Origin of the sequence: Streptomyces sp. NPDC051940 (genome assembly GCF_040680895.1) — a bacterium.
Taxonomy (GTDB): Bacteria; Actinomycetota; Actinomycetes; order Streptomycetales; family Streptomycetaceae; genus Streptomyces.
The window spans coordinates 87259-110664 of record NZ_JBFAXR010000005.1 but is presented as its reverse complement, the minus strand read 5'-3'; the positions used below and the strand labels follow the sequence as shown (position 1 = coordinate 110664).

17 protein-coding genes are annotated in these 23406 nt (G+C 72.5%); 8 read left to right on the top strand and 9 right to left on the bottom strand.

The annotated features are described in order from the left end of the window. Positions 1-66 precede the first annotated feature (66 nt). Positions 67-2802, bottom strand: a complete 2736-nt coding sequence (locus AB0M28_RS04135) for a M4 family metallopeptidase (RefSeq protein ID WP_365397475.1) — start codon at positions 2800-2802, stop codon at positions 67-69. A gap of 254 nt (positions 2803-3056) precedes the next feature. Between AB0M28_RS04135 and AB0M28_RS04130 the strand changes: the two genes are divergently transcribed. Next, on the top strand, positions 3057-4070 hold the full coding sequence (locus tag AB0M28_RS04130) for a LuxR C-terminal-related transcriptional regulator (protein ID WP_365397369.1): 1014 nt from the start codon (positions 3057-3059) through the stop codon (positions 4068-4070). A 249-nt stretch (positions 4071-4319) separates the two neighbouring features. On the opposite strand, the gene AB0M28_RS04125 is transcribed toward AB0M28_RS04130, so the two are convergent. From AB0M28_RS04125 to AB0M28_RS04105, 5 genes are read right to left on the bottom strand one after another with little or no spacing between them, the layout of a single operon-like run. Continuing rightward, positions 4320-6479 carry a trehalase family glycosidase gene (locus AB0M28_RS04125; RefSeq protein WP_365397366.1) on the bottom strand — a complete coding sequence of 720 codons (2160 nt, stop codon included), beginning with the start codon at positions 6477-6479 and terminating at the stop codon, positions 4320-4322. Between the two features lie 54 nt (positions 6480-6533). Then, a complete protein-coding gene (locus tag AB0M28_RS04120; protein WP_365397363.1) occupies positions 6534-8516 on the bottom strand; it encodes a beta-galactosidase in 1983 nt (660 codons plus the stop codon). Next, complete coding sequence (locus AB0M28_RS04115) at positions 8513-9334, bottom strand: carbohydrate ABC transporter permease (protein ID WP_365397360.1); 822 nt, start codon at positions 9332-9334, stop codon at positions 8513-8515. Before AB0M28_RS04115 ends, AB0M28_RS04120 begins: the two co-directional genes overlap by 4 nt. Continuing rightward, positions 9334-10257 carry a sugar ABC transporter permease gene (locus tag AB0M28_RS04110; RefSeq protein ID WP_365397357.1) on the bottom strand — a complete coding sequence of 308 codons (924 nt, stop codon included), beginning with the start codon at positions 10255-10257 and terminating at the stop codon, positions 9334-9336. The genes AB0M28_RS04115 and AB0M28_RS04110 overlap by 1 nt, the downstream gene beginning before the upstream one ends. 7 nt (positions 10258-10264) lie before the next feature. Then, complete coding sequence (locus AB0M28_RS04105; protein ID WP_365397354.1) at positions 10265-11605, bottom strand: sugar ABC transporter substrate-binding protein; 1341 nt, start codon at positions 11603-11605, stop codon at positions 10265-10267. Positions 11606-11726: 121 nt separating this feature from the next. On the opposite strand from AB0M28_RS04105, the gene gcvPA reads away from it, so the two are divergent. From gcvPA to AB0M28_RS04075, 6 genes are read left to right on the top strand one after another with little or no spacing between them, the layout of a single operon-like run. Continuing rightward, positions 11727-13097, top strand: coding sequence for an aminomethyl-transferring glycine dehydrogenase subunit GcvPA (gene gcvPA, locus AB0M28_RS04100; protein WP_365397352.1), 1371 nt, complete (start codon positions 11727-11729; stop codon positions 13095-13097). Then, a complete protein-coding gene (gene gcvPB / locus AB0M28_RS04095) occupies positions 13094-14725 on the top strand; it encodes an aminomethyl-transferring glycine dehydrogenase subunit GcvPB (RefSeq protein WP_365397349.1) in 1632 nt (543 codons plus the stop codon). Before gcvPA ends, gcvPB begins: the two co-directional genes overlap by 4 nt. After that, positions 14722-15996: an NAD(+)/NADH kinase gene (locus AB0M28_RS04090; protein WP_365397346.1), complete on the top strand. Its 1275-nt coding sequence runs from the start codon at positions 14722-14724 to the stop codon at positions 15994-15996. Before gcvPB ends, AB0M28_RS04090 begins: the two co-directional genes overlap by 4 nt. Positions 15997-16033: 37 nt before the next feature. After that, complete coding sequence (locus AB0M28_RS04085; protein WP_365397343.1) at positions 16034-16780, top strand: SDR family oxidoreductase; 747 nt, start codon at positions 16034-16036, stop codon at positions 16778-16780. A gap of 56 nt (positions 16781-16836) precedes the next feature. After that, entirely contained in the window at positions 16837-17484 is a 648-nt protein-coding gene (locus AB0M28_RS04080) for a GntR family transcriptional regulator (protein WP_365397341.1), read from the top strand. A gap of 32 nt (positions 17485-17516) precedes the next feature. Beyond that, complete coding sequence (locus tag AB0M28_RS04075; protein WP_365397338.1) at positions 17517-17792, top strand: hypothetical protein; 276 nt, start codon at positions 17517-17519, stop codon at positions 17790-17792. A gap of 24 nt (positions 17793-17816) precedes the next feature. Here AB0M28_RS04075 and AB0M28_RS04070 read toward each other — a convergent pair whose 3' ends face one another. The 3 genes from AB0M28_RS04070 to AB0M28_RS04060 all read right to left on the bottom strand — a co-directional run bounded on the left by AB0M28_RS04070 (position 17817) and on the right by AB0M28_RS04060 (position 21113). Continuing rightward, entirely contained in the window at positions 17817-18119 is a 303-nt protein-coding gene (locus AB0M28_RS04070; RefSeq protein WP_365397335.1) for a DJ-1/PfpI family protein, read from the bottom strand. A 189-nt stretch (positions 18120-18308) separates the two neighbouring features. Beyond that, the gene (locus AB0M28_RS04065; RefSeq protein WP_365397333.1) at positions 18309-19838 is read right to left on the bottom strand and encodes a M81 family metallopeptidase; all 1530 of its coding nucleotides are present in this window, start codon (positions 19836-19838) and stop codon (positions 18309-18311) included. A 93-nt stretch (positions 19839-19931) separates the two neighbouring features. Next, positions 19932-21113: an ROK family protein gene (locus tag AB0M28_RS04060; protein WP_365397330.1), complete on the bottom strand. Its 1182-nt coding sequence runs from the start codon at positions 21111-21113 to the stop codon at positions 19932-19934. Between the two features lie 307 nt (positions 21114-21420). Here AB0M28_RS04060 and AB0M28_RS04055 point away from each other — a divergent pair, with 307 nt between their 5' ends. Beyond that, entirely contained in the window at positions 21421-23238 is a 1818-nt protein-coding gene (locus AB0M28_RS04055; protein WP_365397327.1) for a peptide ABC transporter substrate-binding protein, read from the top strand. The last annotated feature ends 168 nt before the right edge of the window (positions 23239-23406 follow it).

Here is a 23406-nt window from a genome sequence, read left to right as displayed (position 1 = left end):
CCGGGCCCGGGGAACGCCCCCCGGGCCCGGCCCGTCCACATGCCGGTGGGTCGGCGCGTCAGCGCCTCAGCACTTGCCCGCCGGCCTGGGCCGGGTCACCAGGTCCGTCGAGCCGGTCGTGCCGTCGATCCACAGCACCCGCCGGCCGTCGTCCGCGGCCGGGTAGACCTGGTCGCCGCGGTTGCAGGAGACCCGGACCGGGCCGCCCTTGCCGTCGGGGGCGATCTGGAACAGCTTCGGCAGCGTGGCGTTGGCCCACCACGTGGCCGCCGGCACCGAGGTGATGGTGACCGCGTCGTCGGAGGACGTCAGCTCGAAGCCGTACACCGGGTCGTCGCTCGTCTCCGGCAGGAGCGTCACCGGGTTCGAGCCGTCGGTGGCCGCGCGCTCCAGGGACGTCTTGCCGCCGTCGGCGACGTTCTCGTCCCGCAGCCAGAAGACGCCGTCGTCCGAGATCGTGGTCTGGCCGATGGCCTTCGCCGTCGCGCCGTCGCCGGGCATCAGCGTCTTGACGCCGGTGGCGGTGTCGTACGTCTCCACGCCCAGGCGGTACTGGAAGCTGCCGTTCACGAGCTCCGGGTACAGCTTGGCGTAGGCGACCACCCCGTCCTTGACGGAGGGCAGCGCGGTGTTGAACTGCCCGCTCCCGTTGTCGACCAGGCCGGTCTTCCCGGTCGCCATGTTGATCCAGGTGACGTGCTGGGTGCCGTTGCTCGGGTTGACCTGGGTGAAGACGACGATGTCGCCGTCCACGGACAGCCCCCACGCCTCGGTGCCGGACGCGCCGATCTGCTCGGCCAGGCCCCCGTCGACCGGGCGGGCCATGATGCGGACGCCCGAGCTGGTGTACTGCGCCCACACGACCGTCTTGCCGTCGGTGTCGGCGTACACGTTGTAGTCGCCGTTGTTCTCGCTCACCAGCTGCGCGGTGCCCCTACCGTCGGTGCGGCCCGCCCACACGGAGAACGGCTCGTCCCCGGACACGCTGGAACGGGACACCGCGTAGCGGCCGCCGCCCGCGCCGACGCCGGTGGAGTAGATGTTGACGTCGTCGATCAGGGTGTCGGAGTCGACGCCCAGGCGGCGCTCCCAGCCGTCCACGATGCCGTGGTCGTCGAACGCCTGCTCCACCACGCCCAGCTGGGCCTTGGTCGCGCCCAGCTCCGTCGCGGCGGCGACCACGGCGTTGCGGCCGTCGGTGAAGCCGTCGAGCGGCGTCATGTACGCCGACAGCGCCCGGTACACGTACTGGTCGGCAAGCTCGCCGCCGAGCGCCTGGCGGATGTCCCACAGGGCGCCGGAGAAGATGGTGGAGTTCAGGTGGACGCCGCCGTTGTCACCGCGCATGGTGACGCCGATGAAGTCGTCCTGGGTGGTGGCGCCGTCGTCGAGGTCGCGCAGCGCGCAGTCGCGCGGGGCGGCGGTGGTGCACAGGTCCTCGCCGAGCAGCGCGGTGTCCGGGTCGGCCATGTCGAGGCCGTTGGCCTCCACGTCGATGGCGTTGCCGAAGTAGTCGGCGAGCGCCTCGTTCATGGCGCCGGACTGGCCGACGTAGACCAGGTTCGCGCTGTGCTGGACGACGCCGTGGGTCATCTCGTGGCCGACGACGTCGGTGTCCGCGGAGAACGTGCGGAAGTCGCCGCCGCCCTGGCCGTAGACCATCTTCTGGCCGTCCCAGAAGGCGTTGTTGTACGGCCGGCCGTTGGAGACCACGCCGACCAGGGAGTACATGTAGCCGTCTTTGCCGTCGAGGCTCTTGCGGCCGAAGTGGTTCTTGTAGAAGTCGTACACCTTGCCCGCGCCCCAGTGGGCGTCCACGGCGCCGGCGTTGGTGGCGTCCGCACCGAAGTCGGGCGTCGTGTTGCTGAAGGTCTTGATGCCGGTGGGCCAGGCACCGGACGCGGAGGAGGCCTCCCGGCCGCGGGCGTCGTAGGTGACGAGCATCGGGCCGCTGAACGGGGTCTCGGGCGCCCGCTTGCTGTAGTCGATCATCTGGTACAGGCCGTCGGCACCCTTGTACAGGTTCAGCGTGGCGGTCTGCCCGTTGTAGCGCACGCCGGTCCCCTGCACGGCGCCCGGGACCGCGGTGGTGCCCGCCTCGTCCGCCGTGGCGGCGTCCTCGGTGGCCGCGCCGGTCGCGCCGGCCGTCGCGCCGAAGGTCTGCAGACCGCTGTACTGCAGCAGCGGGAAGCCGGAGTGGGCGTCGACGTACACCTCCTGCTTCACCGGCGTGCCGTCGGCGGGGCCGCTCACGCCCTCGACGGTGATGTGCCGGGTCAGCACGCCCGCGCCCTGCGGCAGGACGACCAGGCCCTGCTCGCTGCCGGTGAGGGGGTTCTTCTCCTGGCCGGGGCGGGTCAGCTTGCCGGCGCCCAGCTGGTTGACGACGGCGCCGATCGCCCGCTCGACGGCCTTGTCCGCGGTGACCTTCGGCTCCACGGTGTCCAGGTCGAGTTCGGTGTAGTAGCGGCCGGAGGTGCCCGTGACGGTGCGCTTGCCGTCCTTCTTCTCCATCCGCACCACGTACTGGCCGCCCAGCACCTCGACGCCCCGGTACTTCTGCTGCAGCCGCACGGTCTCCTGACCGCCGTGGCTCTCGGCGCCCAGCGCCGTCAGGTCCTTCGCCGGGTCGGCGATGTGGTAGCGGCCCTTGTGCGCGGCGAGGTGGCCGCGGGCGGCGTCGGCGGGGCTCGCGGACGCGTCGGCGGCCTCGTCGAGGCCGGTGACCAGCGCCGGGGTCTCGGTGCCGGTTCCGGCGACCGCCTCGGCCGGCGCGTCTCCGGAGGCCGCGACCGCGGGCATCCCCGGCAGGAGCAGGCCGGCGGCGGCGAGCAGGGCGGCGACGCCGGTGCCGGCGGATATGCCGCGGCGGCCCGCCGATGCCTTCCCTATCGTACGGGATGAAGTACGCAAAGCAGTTCCCCTCCGGGTGCGACGGCCGTCGTGTGACGACGGGCACATGCAAGTACGGGGCGGGGAGGTGAACAATGAGAACCGGGTGTGCACTTGTGGACACGCACACTTGTGTGGCCTGTGCAGCGAGGTGAGGAGCCGGGGTGAACTGGGGCGGAACGGGCGGCGACTGGGAGGCGCTCGGACTGGGTGCCGACGAGCGGCTGCTGTACGAGGAGCTGCTGCGCACGCCCTCGCATCCCACGCGCGACGCCCTGGCGGAAGCGGTCGGACTGTCCGGCGGCCGGGTCGCCGACGTGCTGGCCCGGCTGGCGGGACAGGGCTTCACCGTTGCGCCGGGCTCCGGCCGGGAGCTGCCGGCCGCCGTTCCCCCGGCCACCGCGCTGCGCAACCTGATCCATCTGCGTCAGGCGGAACTCCTGCGCCGCTCCGCCGAGCTGGAGACGCTCAGCGCCTCCGTCGACCGGGTGGCGGCGCACCTCGCCGGGGAGGCGGGCGGGGAGCGGGTCGTCGGGATCGAGACGATCCGGGGCAGCCGCGAGATCGGCGCACGGGTGCAGGCCATGATGGCCTCCGCCACGACCCGGCTGACCCTGCTGGACCGCCCGCCCTACGCCTCCAGCGCCCCCGACGGCATGCCGGAGCCGCTGCGGATGGGCGACCTGGTACGGCGCGGTGTGGACGTGATGGCCGTCGTCGACCGCGAGGGGCTCAGTTTCCCCGGCCGGGCACGGGGCCTGAACGAGCTGGCCGAGGAGGGTGTCCGGATCCGGGTCGCCTCGGACCTGCCGACGAAGCTGATCTCCGTCGACGGCCGGGTCGCCCTGCTGCCCCCGACCGACGCCGCCGACCCCACGGCCTCGGCCCTCGTCGTCAGCGACGTCCTGCTGCGCAACGCCCTGGTGCCGCTGTTCGAGGCGATCTGGGACCGCGCGATGCCGATCGGGCCGCAGGCCCAGGACGAGGTCACGGTCGAGGACCGCGAACTGCTGACGATGCTCGCCTCCGGCCTGAAGGACGAGGCGATAGCGCGCCGCCTCGACATACACGTGCACACGGTCCGCCGCCGCATCCGCCGCCTCCTGGAGACCCTGGACGCGGAGACGCGCTTCCAGGCGGGCGTGCAGGCGCTGCGGCGCGGGTGGCTCACGCTGTAAGCCGACCCGCCCTTCCCCGGGCGGAGTGAGCGGGCGGACGCGGTGAGGCGCCCGCCCATCCGGGCGGGGGGCGAAGCCCCCATCCCAGGGAGGTGACCACTTGCCCCGCGGGGGCCCGGGGGCGAAGCCCCTATCCCCAGGGAGGTGACCACTTGCCCCGCGGGGGCCCGGGGCGGAGCCCCCATCCCCGGGGAGGTGACCACTTGCCCCGCGGGGGCCCGGGGCGGAGCCCCCGGGCCCCCGTGGGCGTCAGCCTTCGAGCATGGGCAGCAGCAGCGCCGCCGACCAGCTGAAGTTCGTCGAGTTGAGGCGGTCGCCGGTCAGCGGGTCGTAGTTCTCCATGACCGGCGCGTCCCCGGCCAGCCCGTCCGCGTTGTCGATGAGCTGCGCCGTCAGCTGCCGCGCGTCCGCCTCGTAGCCGTACCGGCGCAGGCCCGCCTGCGCGAAGTACGCCTGGTCCAGCCAGACCGGGCCGCGCCAGTACGCCGTGGAGTCGAAGAACGGGGACGAGGCGGAGACGGTCGGGAAGGGCACCTTCGTGGCGAACTCCGCCGGGTCGGTCAGCGTGTTGCGGACCGTGGCCGCCTGGCCGGCGGACGCCGTGCCCGTCCACAGCGGGATCGCGCCCTCGATGCCCCGGCCGCGCTCCGTCAGCGGGGCGCCGGTGCCGAGGGCGGTGTCGTAGAACCAGCCGGTCGCCGGGTCGTACATCCGCTCCCGGACCGCCCGCGCCGTCGCCGCCGACTTCGCCGCCCAGCGCTCCGCGTCGGCGGACCGCCCCAACTCGCCGGCGATCTTCGCCAGATACGCCTGGTCGCCGGCCAGATAGGCGTTCAGGTCCACCGACTCCTGGTCGAGGGAGTAGCCGACGAGCCGGCCCGAGGCGTCGCGGTTCTCCAGCACCCGCGAGGCGTCGAAGCGCGGCGCGTTGTCCATCCCGCTCTCCCAGGCGGCGGCCTGGCGCGCCTCGGCCGGGTCGGTGTTGGCCGGGTCGACCGTGGCGCCGTACTCGGCGAGGCCGTTGCCGTCGTGGTCGCGGTTGCGGTACCACCACTCCTGGTACGCCACCAGCTTCGGGTACAGCTCGCGCAGGAAGTCCGGGTCGCCGCTCTCGCGGTACACCTCCCACACCGACCAGGCGGCCAGCGGCGGCTTGGTGTTGCGCTCGTTCCAGTTGCCGCCGCCGCGCGCCGGGTCGTTGTAGAAGACGCAGTCGGGGATCATGCCCGCGTCCTGCGGGCGGGTCGCCGAGTCGGGGCGGATCTGGTGGTCGAACATGGCGCGGATCTGGTTCTGCGCCAGGGACGGGTCGAAGCGGGCCGTGCCCACGGCCTGCTTCCAGGTGTCCCAGGACCACAGCCCGCCGGTGAACCACTTGTACGAGATGGACGGCGTGATCCCGTCGTGCTTCAGCGCCCCGGCGGCGCTGCGCCAGTTGGTGACCAGGGTCTGGAGCGACTTCACCGCGAGCCGCCGGCGCTCCGCCGGCACGCCCTCGGTCACGCCCGCCACATAGCCGCGCCAGCGCTTGTCGCCCGCCTGGGCCCAGTCGCCGGGGCGGTCGAGGATCCGCCGGACCCGGCCGTCCTCGCGGGTGCGCTCCCCGGCGGTGAAGGTGTACGTCTCGGTCCAGTCGAGGCTGCGCGACGCCCCGGGCGCCACCGTGAAGTCACCGGCCAGCGTGGTGCGGTACGCGTCGCCCTTGACCGTCGTACGGACCGGCTCGCCGTGCCTGACCTCGAAGCGCTCGGTGCCGTCCGTGAGGTAGTCCCACGTCTCGCGGACCTCGGCGAAGTCCACGGCGACCCCGCCGGCGGTGGCGCCCAGGGAGGGCGCGTCCCGCATCGGCTGCTCGGTGGGGCGCAGCAGCGTGCCGCGCCAGTCGGCGCCGAGGGTGCGGGCCCGGCCGCCCTCGTTGCGGACGGACGCGCGGACCAGCGCGGTGCGGTCGGTGGCGAAGCGCAGCTCGATGCGCAGGGTCAGGCCGCCGCCGAGGTCGTACGACTGGCGCAGCAGCCCCGGCAGCGAGGTGAACTCGGGCGTCCCGCCCGCGCCGAGGTCCAGCGCGCGCCCGTCCTCGGTGAGGCTCAGCCGGCTGAACGACTTGCTCAGCCACCACGGGTACTCCTGGGCGATGTACAGCGGCCCGGAGAACCCGCCCCACTGGGCGCGGTCGTGCACCCCGGGCAGGGCGTAGGCGTGCCAGGCGCCCCGGTCGGCGAAGACGTTGACGGGGCTGGTGTCCTCCCGGTCGCCGGGCAGCGCGGCGCCGGGGACGCCGTGCAGGTCGAGGACGTCCGCGTAGGAGACGTCCTGCGGTCCGGGCGCCGCCTGGGCGAGCGGGACGGGGGTGGTCAGTGCCGCGACGAGGGCCGTCGCGGCGAGGGTGGTGCGGTGACGCGAGCGCATGGGTCAACTCCATCGGTGACGTGGCAGGGCGGGATGTGCGGTCGTACGGGGAGGTCAGCGCGTACGGACGACGGCCGCGCCCAGCGGGCCGAGCCGCAGCTCCCCGGCGACCTCCGCGCCGGTGAGCAGGTCCGTTCCCGCCGGGAGCCGCCGTACGACGGTCTCCTCGGCGGTGTGGTTGAGCAGGAAGAGGTACGACGTGCCGTCGGCGCCGGACCGCAGCGTCCTCTCCACCCCGGGCGGTACGCCGGGCGCGGCGGCGATGCCCGCCTCCGCGAGCAGCGGGTCGAGCGCCGGGCCCGCGTCGGCCAGATGGCAGCTGACGTACCAGGCCGAACCGGCCCCGTGGGCGCGGCGGGTGACGGCCGGCTGCCCGGCGAGTTCACCGCCCGTGTAGCTGGCCTTGACCTGGGCGTCTGTGGCCTCGAGCCACTCGCTCCACACGGTGGCGTCGCCCAGCTCCGTGCCGGTGTGCTCCCCGTCGGGGATCGGCCAGTGCTCGTCGACGACGACGCCCAGCAGGTCGCGCAGCGGGCCGGGGTGACCGCCGGGGTGGACGTGGTCGTCGGCGTCCGCGATGCCCGAGAAGCCGCCGGCCGCGAGTACGCCGCCTCCTTCGACGTACGAGCGCAGCCAGTCGGCCGTCGCCCCGGTCACGAGGTAGAGGTTGGGCGCCAGCAGCAGCCGGTAGCCGTCCAGCGGGGCGCCGGGGCGGACGAAGTCGACCGTGATCCCGCGCTCGTGCAGCGCCTCGTACCAGGGGCGCAGCAGCCGCGGCCAGCGCATCCGGGCCGAGGGGTGGTCGTCCAGCTCCAGCGCCCACCAGGACTCCCAGTCCAGGACGATCCCGACCCGGGCGCGCAGCCGCGAGCCCGCGACCTCCGCCAGCCGGCGCAGCTCCGCGCCGAAGCGGACCGTCTCGCGCCAGCCGCGCGAGTCGGTGCCGCGGTGCGGCAGCATCGCGCTGTGGAACTTCTCGGCGCCGGCCCGGGAGGCCCGCCACTGGAAGTACATGATCCCGTCCGCGCCGCGGGCCAGGGCCTGCAGCGACCAGAGCCGGTGCAGCCCGGGCCGCTTGGGCACGTTGACCTCGCGCCAGCTCACCGCGGAGGGCGCCTGCTCCAGCAGCAGCCAGGGGCGGCCCCGCTTCAGCGAGCGCATCAGGTCGTAGTTGAGGGCGGCGTTCACCTGGGCGCGCGGGTCGGCCGGGTCGGGGTAGGCGTCGTCGGAGACGAAGTCCTCGTGCTCGGCCCAGGTCCAGTAGTCGAGCGCCTTGAACATCGACATGAAGTTCGTCGTGACGGGGATGTCCGGGATGACCTCGTCCAGGACCGCCTTCTCGGCGCGGTGGCAGGCCAGCAGCTCGTCGGAGCAGAAGCGGCGCCAGTCCAGCGTCTGGGTCGGGTTGACCGGGCCGGGCGCGGTGCGCGGCGGCTCGATCTCGGCGAGGGCGCCGTAGCGCTGCGACCAGAAGGCGGTGCCCCAGGCGTGGTTGAGGGCCTCGACCGTGCCGTAGCGGTCCGTCAGCCAGCGGCGGAAGGCGGCGGCCGACTCCGGGCAGAAGCACTCGGTGACGTGGTCGCCGTACTCGTTGTGGATGTGCCACAGCGCGAGCGCCGGGTGGTCGCCGTACCGCTCGGCGAGCGCGCGGGTGAGGCGGACCGCGGCGGCGCGGTAGACGGGGGAGGACGGGCAGTAGTGCTGGCGGGAGCCGAACTCCAGCCGGACCCCGTCGGCCGTCACCGGCAGGATCTCCGGGTGGGCGCGCACCAGCCAGGCCGGCGGGGAGGCGGTGGCCGTGGCCAGGTCCACGGCGATGCCGTGCGCGTGCAGCAGGTCCAGCAGCCGGTCGAACCAGCCGAAGTCCCAGCCTTCCGGCCCCGGTTGCAGCCGGGCCCAGGAGAAGACGCCGACGGTGACCGTGTTCACCCCGGCCTCGCCCATCAGCTTCACGTCCTCGGCCCACACCTCCTCGGGCCACTGGTCGGGGTTGTAGTCGCCGCCGTACAGCAGGCCCCCGACGCGGGTGAGGCTCATCCCTTCACCGCCCCGCCGAGCAGACCGGCCACGAACTGCCGCTGGAAGAGCAGGAACAGCAGCATCAGCGGCAGGGTCGCGAGCAGGGAGCCGAGCATCAGGCCCGAGTAGTCGACCCGGGTGAGGCCGGTGAGGGTGTTCAGTGCCACGGGCACGGTGTACTTCTCCTCGCTGTTGAGCATGAGCAGGGGCCAGATGAAGCTGTTCCAGGCCCCCATGAACGTGAAGATCACCAGCGCGCCGAGCTGCGGCCGCACACAGGGGAGCACCACCTGGTAGAAGGTCCGCAGCTCGCCCGAGCCGTCGATCCGCGCGGACTCGAGGATCTCGTCGGGGAAGGTCGTGAACGCCTGGCGCATCAGCAGGATCCCGAAGGAGTTCGCCAGGAACGGCAGGATCACCGCCTGGTAGGTGTCGACCCAGCCCAGGTTCGCCATCATCTGGAACAGCGGCACCAGCAGCACCTGGAACGGGATCATCATCGTCGCCAGCACCACGCCCAGCAGCAGACCGCGGCCCCGGAAGCGGTACTTGGCCAGCCCGTACCCGCACATCGCGGAGACCAGCGAGCTGAGCGCGGTGTGCACGAGCGCGATGCCGAGGCTGTTGGCCATCACGCGGCCGAAGCCGATGGTGTCCTGGAGCCGCGCCAGGTTCTCCAGCAGCTTCCCGCCGGGGAGGAACGGCGGCGGCGAGTCGAAGAGCTCGGACGTGGAGTGCGTGGCGGCCACCGCCATCCACAGGAACGGGACCAGGCTGAGCACCGCCCCCGCGAGCAGCAGCAGACGTACGGCGTACCGCGCCACGAAGGTCCCCATCAGCGGCGCTCCCTTCCGAAGAACCAGAACTGCAGGGCGGAGACCGCCGCGATCACGACGACCACCGCCCAGGCGATGGCGGCCGCGTAGCCGAAGTCCATCTGCTGGAAGCCGGTCTGGTAGAGGTAGACGACGGGCGTGAGGGTGGCGTGGTCCGGCCCGCCCCGGGTCAGCACGTACGGCTCGTCGAAGAGCTGCAGCGTGCCGATGGTCGAGGTGACCGCGCAGAACAGCACCACCGGACGCAGCTGCGGGAAGATCACCCTGGTGTACGTCGTGACGGTGCCGGCCCCGTCGATCGCGGCGGCCTCGTACTGCTCGCGGCCGATGGACTGCAGGCCGGCCAGCAGGATCACCGCGTTGTAGCCGGTCCAGCGCCAGGTCAGCGAGCCGACCAGGGCGGTCTTGGCCCAGGCGGGATCGTTCAGCCAGTCGACGGCGGGCAGGCCGACGGCTGTCAGGGTCTGGTTGACCAGACCGCCGTCGCCCTTCAGCAGCACCTGGAAGACCACGGCGTACGCGACCAGCGTGGTGACCGCCGGCAGGAAGTACAGCGCGCGCCAGGTGCCGCGGAAGCGCAGCCAGGACTGGTTGAGCAGCGCGGCCAGCGCGAGGGCCAGGACCAGCATCACCGGGACCTGGGTGACCAGGATCAGCCCGGTGTTCAGCAGCGACTCCAGGAACGCCGGGTCGTGCAGCATCCGCCGGTACTGGTCGAGGCCCGCCCAGACCGTGACGCCGCCCTCGTCGCGGGTGAACGACTGGTAGAGGCTGGCGGCCAGCGGATAGGCGAAGAACGCGGTGAACAGCACGGCCGCGGGACCGGCGAAGACCCAGTGGGTGAGCCGGATCCGGCGCTTTCGCGGCCTGGGTGCGACCCTCGCCCGGGCGGCGGCGGGTGCGGGGTGGGTCTGGACGGACACGGGCGCCCTATCCCGCGATCTCGCGGCCGGTGGCCGCGGCGATCTGGTCGGCCGCCGAGCGCAGCGCGCTCTGCGGGTCGCCGCCGCGCAGCAGCACCTTGTTCACCGCGGACTTCATGATCTCGCCCGCCTTCGCGCCGTCCTCGGTGGTCTCCGTGGCCGGGATGGTGCGGGCCAGGTCGGCGAAGACCTTCAGCGCGGGCTGACCGCCGAAGTACTCCTGCGGGGCGCTGAGGTACGGGTCATCGAGCGCCGGCAGATAGGCGGGGAAGAGGCCCTCCTCCTTCAGCATGGAGACCTGGTTCGCCTTGTCCGTCAGTACGAACTGGACGAACGCCCAGGCCAGCTCGGGGTTCTTACTCTGGGCGGGTATGCACAGCGTGGAGCCGCCCTCGTTGGACGTCCGGGTGCCGCCCTCGTCGAACGCGGGCAGCGGCACCACGCCGAACCTGCCCTTCAGCTCCGGCATCTCCGAGGTCAGGGTGCCCGTCCACCAGGCGGCGGTGAGGGTGGTGGCGACCTTGCCGGTCTTCGTCGCGCTGACGAGGCCGTCCCAGCCCTTCTCGTACGCGATCAGCTCCCGGTCGGCCAGCTCCTTCATCAGGGTGAGCGCGCGCACGGCCTCGGGGCTCGCGACGGCGACCTTGCCGTCCCGGAAGTAGCCGCGGCCCTGCTGCTGCAGGAGCAGGGGGAGGGGACCGGTGTCGTCGGAGTCCATGACCAGGAACTTGCGCCCGGTCTTCTTCTTCACCGCCGTGCCTGCCTCGGCGTACGCGTCCCATGTGGTGAGGGAGGCGGGGTCGACGCCGGCCTGGCGGAAGTAGTCGGTGCGGTGGAACAGCGCGCACGGGCCGATGTCCCACGGCAGGCCCAGGACCTGCTTCCTCCGGTCGGTGACCGTCGCCCAGGCCGCCTGGTCGAAGTCCTTCGCCAGGGCGGCGGTCTGCTTGGTCAGGTCGTAGAAGCCGGCCGGGAAGTTGCCCAGATAGCTGGGCAGCTGGGAGCCCTCGACGGTGAGTACGTCGGCGAGGCCGGTGTTCGCCTTCAGACCCACGGTGATCTTGTCGTAGGCGTTGTCGTAGCCGGTGTCGAGGACCTTGATCTTCGTCCCCGGGTGCGCCGACTCGAAGGCGCGGGCGAGGCGCTCGAGGGCCTGGGCGGCGACGTCCCAGGACCAGACGGTGATCGAGCCCTTGAGCTCGGCGCCGGCCTTGAGGTCGCGGGGCTTGTCCTTCGCCCCGGTGCCGCCGGTGGCGCAGCCGGTGAGCAGGGTGGCCGCGGCCGCGGCACCCGTGGCCAGGACGGAACGTCTGGTGGGGCTGGTGAATCTGCTGGGAGCGGTGGGCACCCTTGCCTCCTGACGACTGAATGGCTAATGCTGTATACAGAACACTGAATGATGGAGCTGTTCGTCAAGAGGTTGTACGCGAACACCGATGAACACCGACACAGAAGGCAGAAGCGCGAGGATGAGCGAACGCGATCCGCAAGGCCACCCGTACATACCGAACTCCGTCCCCGCCGTCCGGAAGGCGATGCTCGACGCCATCGGCGCCGCGAGCGTCGAGGACTTCTACGCCGACATCCCGGACACGATCCGGCTGAAGCGCCCCCTCGACCTGCCCGCCCCGCTGCGTTCGGAGGCCGAACTCACCCGTCATGTCGAGGGGTTGCTGGGTCGTAACACTTCAACGAAGCAGCTCCTCAGCTTCCTCGGCGCGGGCTGCTACCAGCACCACGTACCGGCCGTCGTCGACGAGATCGTGAACCGCAGCGAGTTCCTCACCGCGTACGCCGGCGAGCCCTACGAGGACCACGGCCGCTTCCAGGCGCTGTGGGAGTACCAGTCGCTGATGGCCGAGCTGCTGGACGTGGAGGTCGTCAACGTCCCCGTCTACGACGGTTTCCAGGCCACCGCCACGGCGCTGCGGATGGCGGCGCGGGCGACCGGGCGCACCCGGCTCGTGGTGGCCGGCGCCGTCGACCCGGACAAGCTGTCCAAGGTCGCCGACTACGTCCGCCCCGACCTGGAGCTGGTCGTGGTCCCCGCCACCGGCCCGGTCGACCTCGACGCCGTACGCGCGGCCGTGGCGGGCGGCGCGACCGCCGCCGTGTACGCCGAAGCCCCGTCGTACACCGGTCTGGTGGACCCCGCGCTGCCCGCCCTGGGTGAACTCGCCCACGCCGCGGGCGCCCTGTACGTCGTCGGCTGCAACCCCGTCTCCCTGGGCGTCCTCGCCCCGCCCGCCTCCTACGGCGCGGACATCGCCTGCGGCGACATCCAGCCGCTCGGCATCCACATGAGCTACGGCGGCGGCAACGCCGGCTTCATCGCCACCCGGGACGACGAGCGCCTGGTCGCCGAGTACCCGTCCCGCCTCTTCGGCCTGGTCCCCACGAGCGTCGAGGGGGAGTACGGCTTCGGCGACGTCGCGTACGAACGGACCTCCTTCGCCCGCCGCGAGGAGGGCAACGAGTGGGTCGGCACCGCCGCCGCCCTGCACGGCATCGCCGCCGGGGTCTACCTGTCGCTGATGGGCCCGCACGGCATGCGGGAGATCGGCGAGACGATCCTCGCCCACACCGCCTACGCCAAGCGCCGGCTCGCCGACGTCCCCGGGGTGGAGATCCCGCAGGCGGACGCCGTCCACTTCGCCGACTTCCCGGTCCGCTTCACGAACCGCACGGCGGCCCGGGTCGCCGACGGCCTGCTGCGCCACGGCATCCTCGGCGCGACGCCGCTGGCCGACCCGCACGAGGCGCTGTTCTGCGTGACCGAGGTCCACACCCGCGCCGACATCGACCGCCTCGCCGACACCCTGAAGGAGACCGCCCAGTGAGCGCCCCCCGACCCTCCGCGCCCGTGACGCCCGAGGACGCCCGGATCGCCGCCAAGCCGCGGCTGCGGCGGTTCCACCAGGCCCGCTGGGACGAGAAGCTGGTCTTCGAACTCGGCACGCCCGGCGAGCGCGGCGTGCTGGTGCCGGCCCCCGACCCCGCCTGCGCGGCCGAGACGCCCGAGCTGCCCGCCTTCATCCGCCGCACCGACCCGCCCGCCCTCCCCGAGCTGGCCCAGCAGCAGGTGCTGCGCCACTATCTGCGGCTGTCGCAGGAGAACCTGGGCGCCGACCTCAACATCGACGTGGGCCAGGGCACCTGCACGATGAAGTACAGCCCCAAGGTCAACGACCAGTTCGTCCGCGACCACCGGATCGCCGAACTGCACCCCCGCCAGCACGAGGACACCGTGCAGGGCGCGCTGGAGGTCATCCACCGGCTGGAGCGGCTCCTCGCCGAGGTCTCCGGCATGGACCGCGTCACGCTGCAGCCCGGCGCGGGCTCCGCCGCGATCTACACCAACGTGGCTATGATCCGCGCCTACTTCGCGGCGAAGGGCGAGCTGGAGCAGCGCGACGAGATCATCACCACGATCTTCTCCCACCCCTCGAACGCCGCCTGCGCCAAGACGGCCGGCTTCAAGGTCATCACCCTCCACCCCGACGGGGACGGCTACCCGGACCTCGAGGCGCTGAAGGCCGCCGCCGGCCCGCGCACCGCCGCGCTGCTCATCACCAACCCCGAGGACACGGGCATCTACAACCCGCGGATCGAGGAGTTCGTCCGCGTCGTCCACGAGGCCGGCGGCCTGTGCTCGTACGACCAGGCCAACGCCAACGGCATCCTCGGCATCACCCGCGCCCGCGACGCGGGCTTCGACCTGTGCCACTTCAACCTGCACAAGACGTTCTCCACCCCGCACGCCTGCGGCGGCCCCGCGGCCGGCGCCTGCGGTGTGACGGAGGAGCTGGCGCCGTTCCTGCCGCGGCCGGTGGTGTCGTACGACGGCACCCGCTACACGCTCGACGACGACCGGCCGGACTCGGTCGGCAAGATGCGGCCGTACTACGGCGTGATGCCGAACCTGGTCCGGGCGTACGCCTGGATCATGGCGCTCGGGGCCGAGGGGCTGCGGGAGGCCGCGGAGACCGCCGTCCTCAACAACAACTACCTGATGCACCAGGTGCTGAAGATCCGCGGCGTGAGCGCGCCCTACGCGGCCGGCCGGCCGCGGGTGGAGCAGGTGCGCTACAGCTGGGAGCAGCTCTACGCCGACACCGGCGTGCACAGCGAGGACCTCGGCCTGCGGGCGGCCGACTTCGGCACGCACTACTGGACCAGCCACCACCCGTACGTCGTGCCGGAGCCGATGACGCTGGAGCCGACCGAGTCGTACTCGCGCGCCGACCTCGACGAGTACGCGGCGATCCTGGCGGAGGTGGCGCGGGAGGCGTACGAGGACCCGGAGACGGTTCGCACCGCCCCGCACCGCTCGACGGTGCACCGGGTGCGGGAGTCGTCGCTCGACGACCCGGCGACGTGGGCGGTGACGTGGCGGGCCTACCAGCGCAAGGTGGTCGGCGCCTCGTCCGGCGGGCCTTCCGGCGCCTGGTCCGGCGGACCCGCGTGACCGTCCCCCGCATCGGCCTCGTCGTGAACCCCGTCGCCGGGCTCGGCGGTCCCGTGGGGCTGAAGGGCAGCGACGGCCGCGAGGTCCAGCGCCGGGCGCTGGAGCTGGGGGCGGTGCCGCGCGCGGGGGAGCGCGCGGCGGCGGCCCTGGCCTCGCTGCGGGGCACCCCGTGCGAACTGCTCACCGCGGGCGGCCCGATGGGCGCGGACGCGGCGCGGGCGGCGGGGTGGGAGGCGCGGGTGGTGTACGAGCCGGGCGCGCCGCGCGCACCCGGGGCCGGTACGGGAACGGGGCCGGGGCCGGGCGGCCCGGCGGGCCCGTCCGCGGCGGGCTCGGCGCCCGGGTCGCCGGGGTCCGCGCCGGGTGCCGAGACCGGGCCCGGCGACACCGTCGCCGCGGTGCGGGCGCTGCGCGACGCGGGGGCCGGGCTGGTCCTCTTCGCGGGGGGTGACGGGACGGCACGGGACGTGTGGGACGCGCTGGTGGGGGTGACCGGGGGGCCGGCCACCCGCGGCGCGGACCTCGCCGTGCTGGGTATCCCGACCGGGGTCAAGATGCACTCCGCGGTCTTCGGCGTCACCCCCCGGGCCGCGGGGGAGACCGCCGCCGCCTGGGCGGGCGGCGACGGGCGGGCCCGGCTGCGGCTGCGGCAGGCCGAGGTCATGGACCGGGACGAGGAGGCGCTGCGCGAGGGCCGGCTCACGGCCCGGCTGTACGGCTGGCTCACCGTGCCGGACGTCCCCGCCCGCGTCCAGCAGCGCAAGTCCGGCGCGCCGGCCGCCGCCCCGGAGGCCACCGCGGGCATCGCCGCCGAGCTGGCGGCCCGCGTTCCCGCCGGGGCCCCGCTCGTCCTCGGCCCCGGCGGCACGACCCACGCGGTGGCGGCGGCCCTCGGCGCGGACGTCGCCCTGACCGGCGTCAACGCCCTGACCCTGGCGGACGGCCGCGCCGGGGTCCTGGCGCGGGACGCGAGCGCGGCGGGGCTGCGGTCCGCGATCCAGGGAGGCTCGCCCCCCTGGATCGCCGTGTCGCCCATCGGCGGCCAGGGCTTCCTCCTCGGCCGCGGCAACCAGCAGCTCTCCCCGGACCTGCTGCGAGCCGCGGGCCGCGACCGGCTCCTGGTCCTGTGTACGGAGGCCAAGCTCGCCTCCCTCGGCGGCCGCCCCCTGCTCGCCGACACGGGCGACGCGTCACTGGACGCGGAGCTGGCCGGCTATCTGCCCGTCCTCACCGGACGCGGCAGCACCTCTCTCTACCGACTTGCGGGATGATCCTCCCGCCCCTCGAACACGCGAAGGAACGAACACCATGATCGACCTCACCGGCAAGCGCGCGATCGTCACCGGCGCCGCCTCGGGCATCGGCCGCGCCACCGCGGGCCTCCTCGCAGAGCTGGGCGCGCGCGTCGTCCTGGCGGACATCGACCCGGCGGCGGGCGCACAGGCGGCCAAGGAGACGGGCGGCGTCTTCGTCCGCTGCGACGTGTCGCGGGCCGCCGACTGCGAGGCGGTCGTCCGTACCGCGACGGAGACGTACGGCGGCGTGGACGTCCTGTTCAACAACGCGGGGATCATCCGCCGCTCCACCGTGCTGGAGATCACGGAGGACGACTGGGACCTGGTGATGGCGGTGAACATCAAGTCGATCATGCTGATGAGCCGGCTCGTCGTCCCGCTGATGACCGAGGCGGGCGGCGGCAGCATCGTCAACACCGGCTCGGGCTGGGGCATCAAGGGCGGGGGCCAGGCCGTCTCGTACTGCGCCTCCAAGGGCGCGGTGGTGAACATGACCCGCGCGATGGCCATCGACCACGGCCCCGCGAACATCCGCGTCAACTGCGTGTGCCCCGGCGACACCAACACGGGCATGCTCGCGGACGAGGCCGGCCAGCTGGGGGAGAGCGCGGAGTCGTTCTACGCGGAGGCCGCGGACCGCCCGCTGGGCCGCATCGGGCAGCCCCGCGACATCGCCCAGACCGTCGCATTCCTGGCGAGTGACGCGGCGGCGTTCGTGTCCGGAGCGGTGATCGCCGTGGACGGTGCGGGGACCGCCTGATCGGACGCTCACGCATCCCGGATAATGGACCGGACCGGAGGAAAGGGCCACCGACCATGGCGATCGATCGGCGTCCGCTGCGCGAGCAGGTCAAGGACGAGCTGCTGGCGCGTCTCGCCCGGGGTGAGTTCACCACGGACGAGCCGCTCAACGAGGTGCAGCTCGCCGCCGAGCTGGGGGTCAGCCGGACGCCGCTGCGCGAGGCGCTCATCACGCTCGAGCGTGAGGGCGTCATCACGAGCCGGCGCGGCAAGGGCTTCAGCTTCACGCCGATGAACCCCCAGGAGTTCCACGACCTCACGGCGATCGTGGTGGCCCTGGAGTCCCTGGCCCTGCGCTCCTCGGACCCGGCCCACCTCGCGTCGATCGCGCCCCGCCTGCTGGACGAGGCCCGTGCGTTCTCCGCCCCGGCGGCCCGGCACGAGGTGATCGAGCGGTACGACGACGAGTGGCACGACCTGCTCCTCTCCGGCTGCGGCAACGAGCGGCTGATGGACCTCCTGATGTCCCTGAAGCTGACGATGCACCGCTACGAGCGGGTGGTGGTCGGCGACCAGGACATCCTGGAACGCTCCGCGCAGGAGCACGAGCGCATCGCCCAGTGCCTCCTGCGCGGCGACGTCCCGGCCGCGGTCGAGGCGCTCTCCGACAACTGGTCGAGCGGCCGCGACCGCATCCTCGAACGCCTCAGGTCCGCCCGCTGACCGCGGCGGCCGTCCGGACGACCGTGGATTTCGTGGAGATCGTCGTCGACGGGCCGATCCCGGTCGACCGCGACGACATCGAGGACGGTCTCACCGAGGTGTTCGAGGGAACGGGAGAAGTGGTCGGCGCCGGCACCGGTGAGCACTTCTCCCATCTCGATCTCGAAGTGGATCCGTCCCTGGACCGCACGGATGTGCTGAACCGGGTGTTCTCGCTCCTGGCCGCTCTGGGCGCGGGCGACTCGGTCCGGGTCCGGCCGGGCGACGGAGAGACCTGGTACCGCCCCGGCGAGTGGTCCGGCGCCTGAGGCGCGGCACCGGCCACCGGACCCCTATCCCAGCGCCCGCGCGCGCCGCAGGACCTCCGGCGACGCCTTCGCCACCGAGCCCGCGTCGAACGGGGGCTCGGGGTCGTACTCCGTGTAGAGCTGGATCGCCTGCGCCGTCAGGTCGTCCGTGAGCAGCGCCGCCAGGCCGACGGCCATGTCGATGCCGGACGACACCCCGGCCGACGTGATCACCCGCCCCTGCCGGACCACGCGCTCGGCGGTGTAGACCGCACCGTACGACTCCAGCGTGGCGACCGCGCCCCAGTGCGTGGTGGCCGTCAGCCCCCGCAGCAGGCCCGCCGCCATGGCCAGGTGGCTGCTCCTGCCCGGGACCGCAGCACGTCGCAGGCTTCCACCTCGGCGTACCGCGTCGCCACGTGCACCGGCGGGGAGCCCAACTCGTCGCGCACCGGACCGGGTTCGGTGGTGACGAACCGCACCGTGGCACCTAGCGATCGACCGGGCGGCCCCGGGAGCCCCGGGGCCGCCCGGGGGTCACTCGTCCGCGCCGCCCAGCGCGTCGCACGACGCCGCGATGATCCGCGCCGAGAGGTCCGGCTGCGCCATGTCGGCGTCGAAGGGGAACATCGGGCGCCGGATGCGGCGGTGGCCGAGGCGGACCAGGTTCTGGTCGACGCCGCCCGGCGTCAGGGCGAGGAGCCAGTCCGACGCCATGTCGTACAGCTCCGGCTCCAGATAGCCGATCTTGACGATCACCAGGTCCGCCGAGCGCGGGTCGAGGTCGAGGCCCGTGAAGTCCGCCTCGAGGTGGTACGGCTTGCGCAGCTCCGTGAGGATCGCGTACACGCTGCCCACCCGGAGCACGACCTCCGTGCGCGCGTCCCGGTCACCGTGCCGGATCGCGTGCACCACGCCCGTCATCGTGAGCGGCCCCGCGTGCCGGTCGTCGACCTCCGCGCCCGCCGTGACGGTGACCGTCGCGCCGACGCCCGCGGCCACGGCCGTGGCCACCGCCGACGGGCCCGGCACGGACGCGTAGATCACCGTCGGTCCGGACGGCGACTGGAACTCCGGCCGGGCCAGGACCTGCGTGAGGCCCCACGTCACGTCACCCGCGCCACCCGCCGTCGGGTTGTCGCCGCTGTCGCTGACGAAGAACGGCCGCGCGGAGGAGGCGAGCGCCGCGTCGAGGCACCCGTCGAGGGAGTCCGTCGGCGCCACGAACGCGAAGTCCTTCCGGCCGTCCCAGAAACCCCGCGCCAGGCGCTCCGCGCCCGCCGCGACAGCCTCCTCGGACTGACCGGTGACGACCACCGCCGCACGGTTGCGGGGCTCGTCCGCCCACGCGTAGCCGACCCAGATCGCCGCGTCGATGACGCCGTCGAGGGCCTCCACCTCGTCCACCGCGGCGTAGATGCTCTTCGCCGGCTCGATCCGCGTCGAGGTCTGCTCGCCGGCCAGCAGCACCGGCACCGGGACCCACGCCTTGACCGGCCGCGGGCCGCCGTCGGTCAGCAGCCCGACCAGGTTGCGCGCGGCGCGCTCCTTGGTCTCCATGTGGTCCTCGTGCGGCGCCATCCGGTAGCAGGTGATGAGGTCGCTGCCGTGGACCAGCTCGCGGGAGACGTTGCCGTGCAGGTCCATGGAGGTGGAGACGATCACGTCCGGGCCGACCACGTCCCGTATCCGCGCGAGCAGCAGCGCCTCCGCGTCGTCGAGACCCTCCACGGTCATCGCGCCGTGGATGTCGAACCAGAGCCCGTCCAGCGCGGGCAGCGCGGCCAGCCGCTCCAGCAGCTCCTCGGAGAGCTCGGCGAAGGCGGCGGCCGTCACCATCCCGCCGGGCAGCGACTTGCCGACCAGCGCGCCGTGCCACTCGGCGGCCGCACGCAGCGGCTCGCCCGCCGCGAGGAACGGGTAGCGGGTGAGCACCTCCTCGCCCCGCTGCGGGTGGAACGCCGGTGCCTCGGTGCGGGCCGGGGAGAAGGTGGAGGACTCGATGCCCAGCCCCGCGATGGCGATCACGGGCCGGGCGACGGGGGTACGGGCGGGGGCTTGCGTCATGGCTCCTGGACTCCTACGGGAGGGATGGACGGTTCACGGGAAGAGGCGGCGTATCACCGGGAAGAGGCGGCGTACCGCAGCAAAGAGGCGGCGTCACGCGCTCGCCGACAGGGTCCGCCGCAGCGCCCGCTGCAGCGCGAACTGGCCCGCTCCGACCAGCCCCGCGTCCCGGCCGAGCATCGTGCGCTCGATCACCAGGTGCTTGGTCACCAGCGGATGGCAGCCGTCGTAGAGCTGACCGCGTACGGCGGCCACGAACGGCTCCAGGGTGGACAGGATGCCGCCGAGGTACACCGCGTCCGGGTTGAAGAAGTTGACGTTCGCCGACAGGACCGTGCCCAGCGCCTTGCCCGCCTGGCGTACCGCCCGGGTGGCCTCCGGATCGGCCTCGGTCGCCAGCCGTACGACGTCGCCCGGCGAGCTGACGTCGGCGCCGCGCTCGCGCAGGATCCGCACCAGGGCGGCGCCGGACGCCACCGTCTCCAGACAGCCCGTGTTGCCGCACGAGCAGAAGCGGTCGCCCGCCTCCTCGATGCGCACGTGCGTGATGTCCCCGGCGGCGCCGGTCGCGCCCCGGTACAGCCGGCCGTCCACGATCACGCCGGCGCCGATGGCCGAGCCGATCTTGACGGTGATCGACTGGCGCTGCTCGCCGTGCCGGGCGGCGTGCTCGCCGACGGCCATGCAGTTGGCGTCGTTGTCCACCGCGGCCGGGACCTGGAAGTGGTCCTCCAGCCACGCGGCGACGGGGAAGCCGTTCCAGCCGGGCATGCGTGAGGGCAGCGTCACCGTGCCGGCGCCGACGTCCACCGGGCCGGGCAGGGAGAAGCCGACGCCGCGCAGCAGCTGCGTTCCGCGCTGCTCGGCGAGTGCACGGAGCGTGACCGCGAGCTTCGTCAGGGCCTGCTCGGGCCCGTCGGCGATGGCGAACGGCACGTTCGACGCGCCGGCGAGGATCCCGCCGGGCAGCACCACGCCGATCCGCGCGTGCCGGCCGCCGAGGTCGGCGCCGAGCGCGAACTCGTCGTCGCTGCCCAGCCGCAGCACCTTGCGCGGCCGGCCGCCGGTGGAGGAGCGGGTGCCCTGCTCGGCGACGATCCCGCGCTCCAGGAGCTGGCCCACGGTCAGCGAGATGGTGGAGGGCGCGGCCCCCAGGATCTCCGCCAACTCGGTGCGGGAGGTGGCCTGTCCGGACGCGATGAGTTCCAGCACACGCGTCGACAGCGCGGGCGGCGCGGTTCCGCCGGACCGCTGCGCGGAGCTTTTTGCAGTCATGGAGAAAGCAACTTTCGGAGGGCCTGGTCGACGCTCAGGATATTAGGCAGATCACGCCGGGATCTGGCTGTGAGGTACGGCACGCGGTCCGGCCCCGAATCAAGTCGAAGCAAGTTGAAGCAGCAAAATCGCAGGTCAGATGCCGTTCATCCGCCCCCCGCCCCCCTTTCTGCAGTTTCGAAGAAATGGATTTGTTATCGGGCACCCCTGTTTTTTCAACGCCGACCCGGCATCTACTTTCAGCGTGCATCCGTCGGGCGGGCCCTCCGCAACGGGATGTGACGGGCTCTTCACAGCTAGGAGAATCATGTCGCCTGTACGCAATGTGGCGCGGCGTCGCCGATGGGTGCTCGCCACGGCGGCCGCCGTTTCCGCCGGAACCCTGCTTTCCGCCTGTGGCGGATCCGGCAGCGGCTCCTCGGCCGGTGGCTCGAAGGACGAGATCAATTACGCGCTGCCCGCGAACTTCACGCCGAACTGGATCCTGCCGATCGGCACCGCGGCGCACCTCAACACCAACAACTCCTCGATCACCTCCACCCTCTGGGAGCCCCTCGTCTCGTACGACGGCTCGACCGGCAAGGTGGAGTGGAACAAGGACGCCTCCGTCGCCACGGACGCGAAGTTCGCCGCCGACAACAAGAGCGTCACCATCACCCTCGGTGACCGCCACTGGAGCGACGGCAAGCCGATCACGTCCCGCGACGTGGAGTTCTGGTTCAACCTGATCAAGGCGAACAAGGACCAGTGGGCCGGCTACAGCCCGGGCAAGAACCCGGACAACTGGACCTCGCTGAAGGTCGTCGACGAGCACACCTTCACCATCGCCTTCGACAAGGCGTACAACGCGCAGTGGATGCTGGCCAACCAGCTCAACAACATCAAGCCGCTGCCGCAGCACGTCTGGGACAAGACCTCCGACGCCGAGGCCGTCGCGGACGCCGACCGCACCCCCGAGGGCGCGAAGAAGGTCTGGACGTACCTCAACACCGAGGCCAAGTCCATCGCGGACTACGAGAAGAACCCGCTGTGGAAGACGGTCAGCGGCCCGTACGCGCTGAAGTCCTTCTCCACCTCCGGCAAGGTCTCCCTCACCGCCAACAAGAAGTACGACGGCGGCGACAAGGCCGACATCACCACGGTCAACCTGCTGCCGTTCACCACCTCGGACGCCGAGAAGAACGCGGTGCGCGCCGGCCAGGTCGACTACGGCTACATCGACGTGACCGACCTGGACCAGAAGGACTCCTTCACGGGCCAGGGCTACACGGTGAAGCCGTGGAGCGGCTGGGCCATCACGTACATGCCGCTGAACTTCAACAACCCCACCATGGGGCCGGTCTTCAAGCAGCTGTACGCGCGCCAGGCCATCCAGCACTCCATCAACCAGCCGGAGCTGGCCAAGGTGATCTTCAACGGCACCGCCGTCGAGGGTTACGGGCCGATCCCGCAGGGCCAGGAGTCGGACTTCCTCTCCCAGGAGCAGAAGGACAACCCCTACCCGTTCTCCAACGACAAGGCCCGCGAGCTGCTGACCTCGCACGGCTGGACGGAGAAGGGCGGGGTCATGGTGTGCACCGCTCCGGGCACCGGCGCCGCGCAGTGCGGCGAGGGCGTCAAGGAGGGCACCGAGTTCAAGATGCAGGTGCTGTCGCAGTCCGGCTCGTCCGTGACCGACAACATGATGAGCGCGATCCAGTCGTCGCTCGCCAAGTCCGGCATCGGCTTCTCGATCAAGACCGCGCCGGTCAACTCGGTGCTGTCGCAGACCCCGACCTGCACCACCGACCAGGCGGTCTGCAAGTGGCAGCTGTCCTACTTCGGCACCGCCGGCAGCTGGTACTTCCCGGCCTACCCGACCGGTGACTCGCTCTTCCAGAGCGACGGCGGCTCCAACTTCGGCAGCTACGCCAACCCCGAGGTGGACAAGCTGATCGAGGCCACCAACACCTCGAACGACCCGAAGGCCATGCAGGACTACAGTGCGGCCCTCGCCAAGGACCTGCCGGTGATCTGGCTGCCCGAGCCGGTCTACCAGGTCTCGGTGCTGAAGAGCGGGCTGGAGACCTTCGCCCAGGACTCCCTCGCCAACTTCCACCCCGCGCAGTGGAAGTGGAGCAAGTGAGCCCCCGGCTCTGACTCCTCTCCGCGACTCCTCCCCGTCCGCGGCCGTCCCGGCGGCCCACCCGCTTCGCCCACGCGGCCGCGGACGGGGAGGGCACCACCCTCCCGCCCGGACCACCGGGCAGGGAGGGCATCACCCTCCCCGCCGGATCTCCGGCACCCCCCGCCG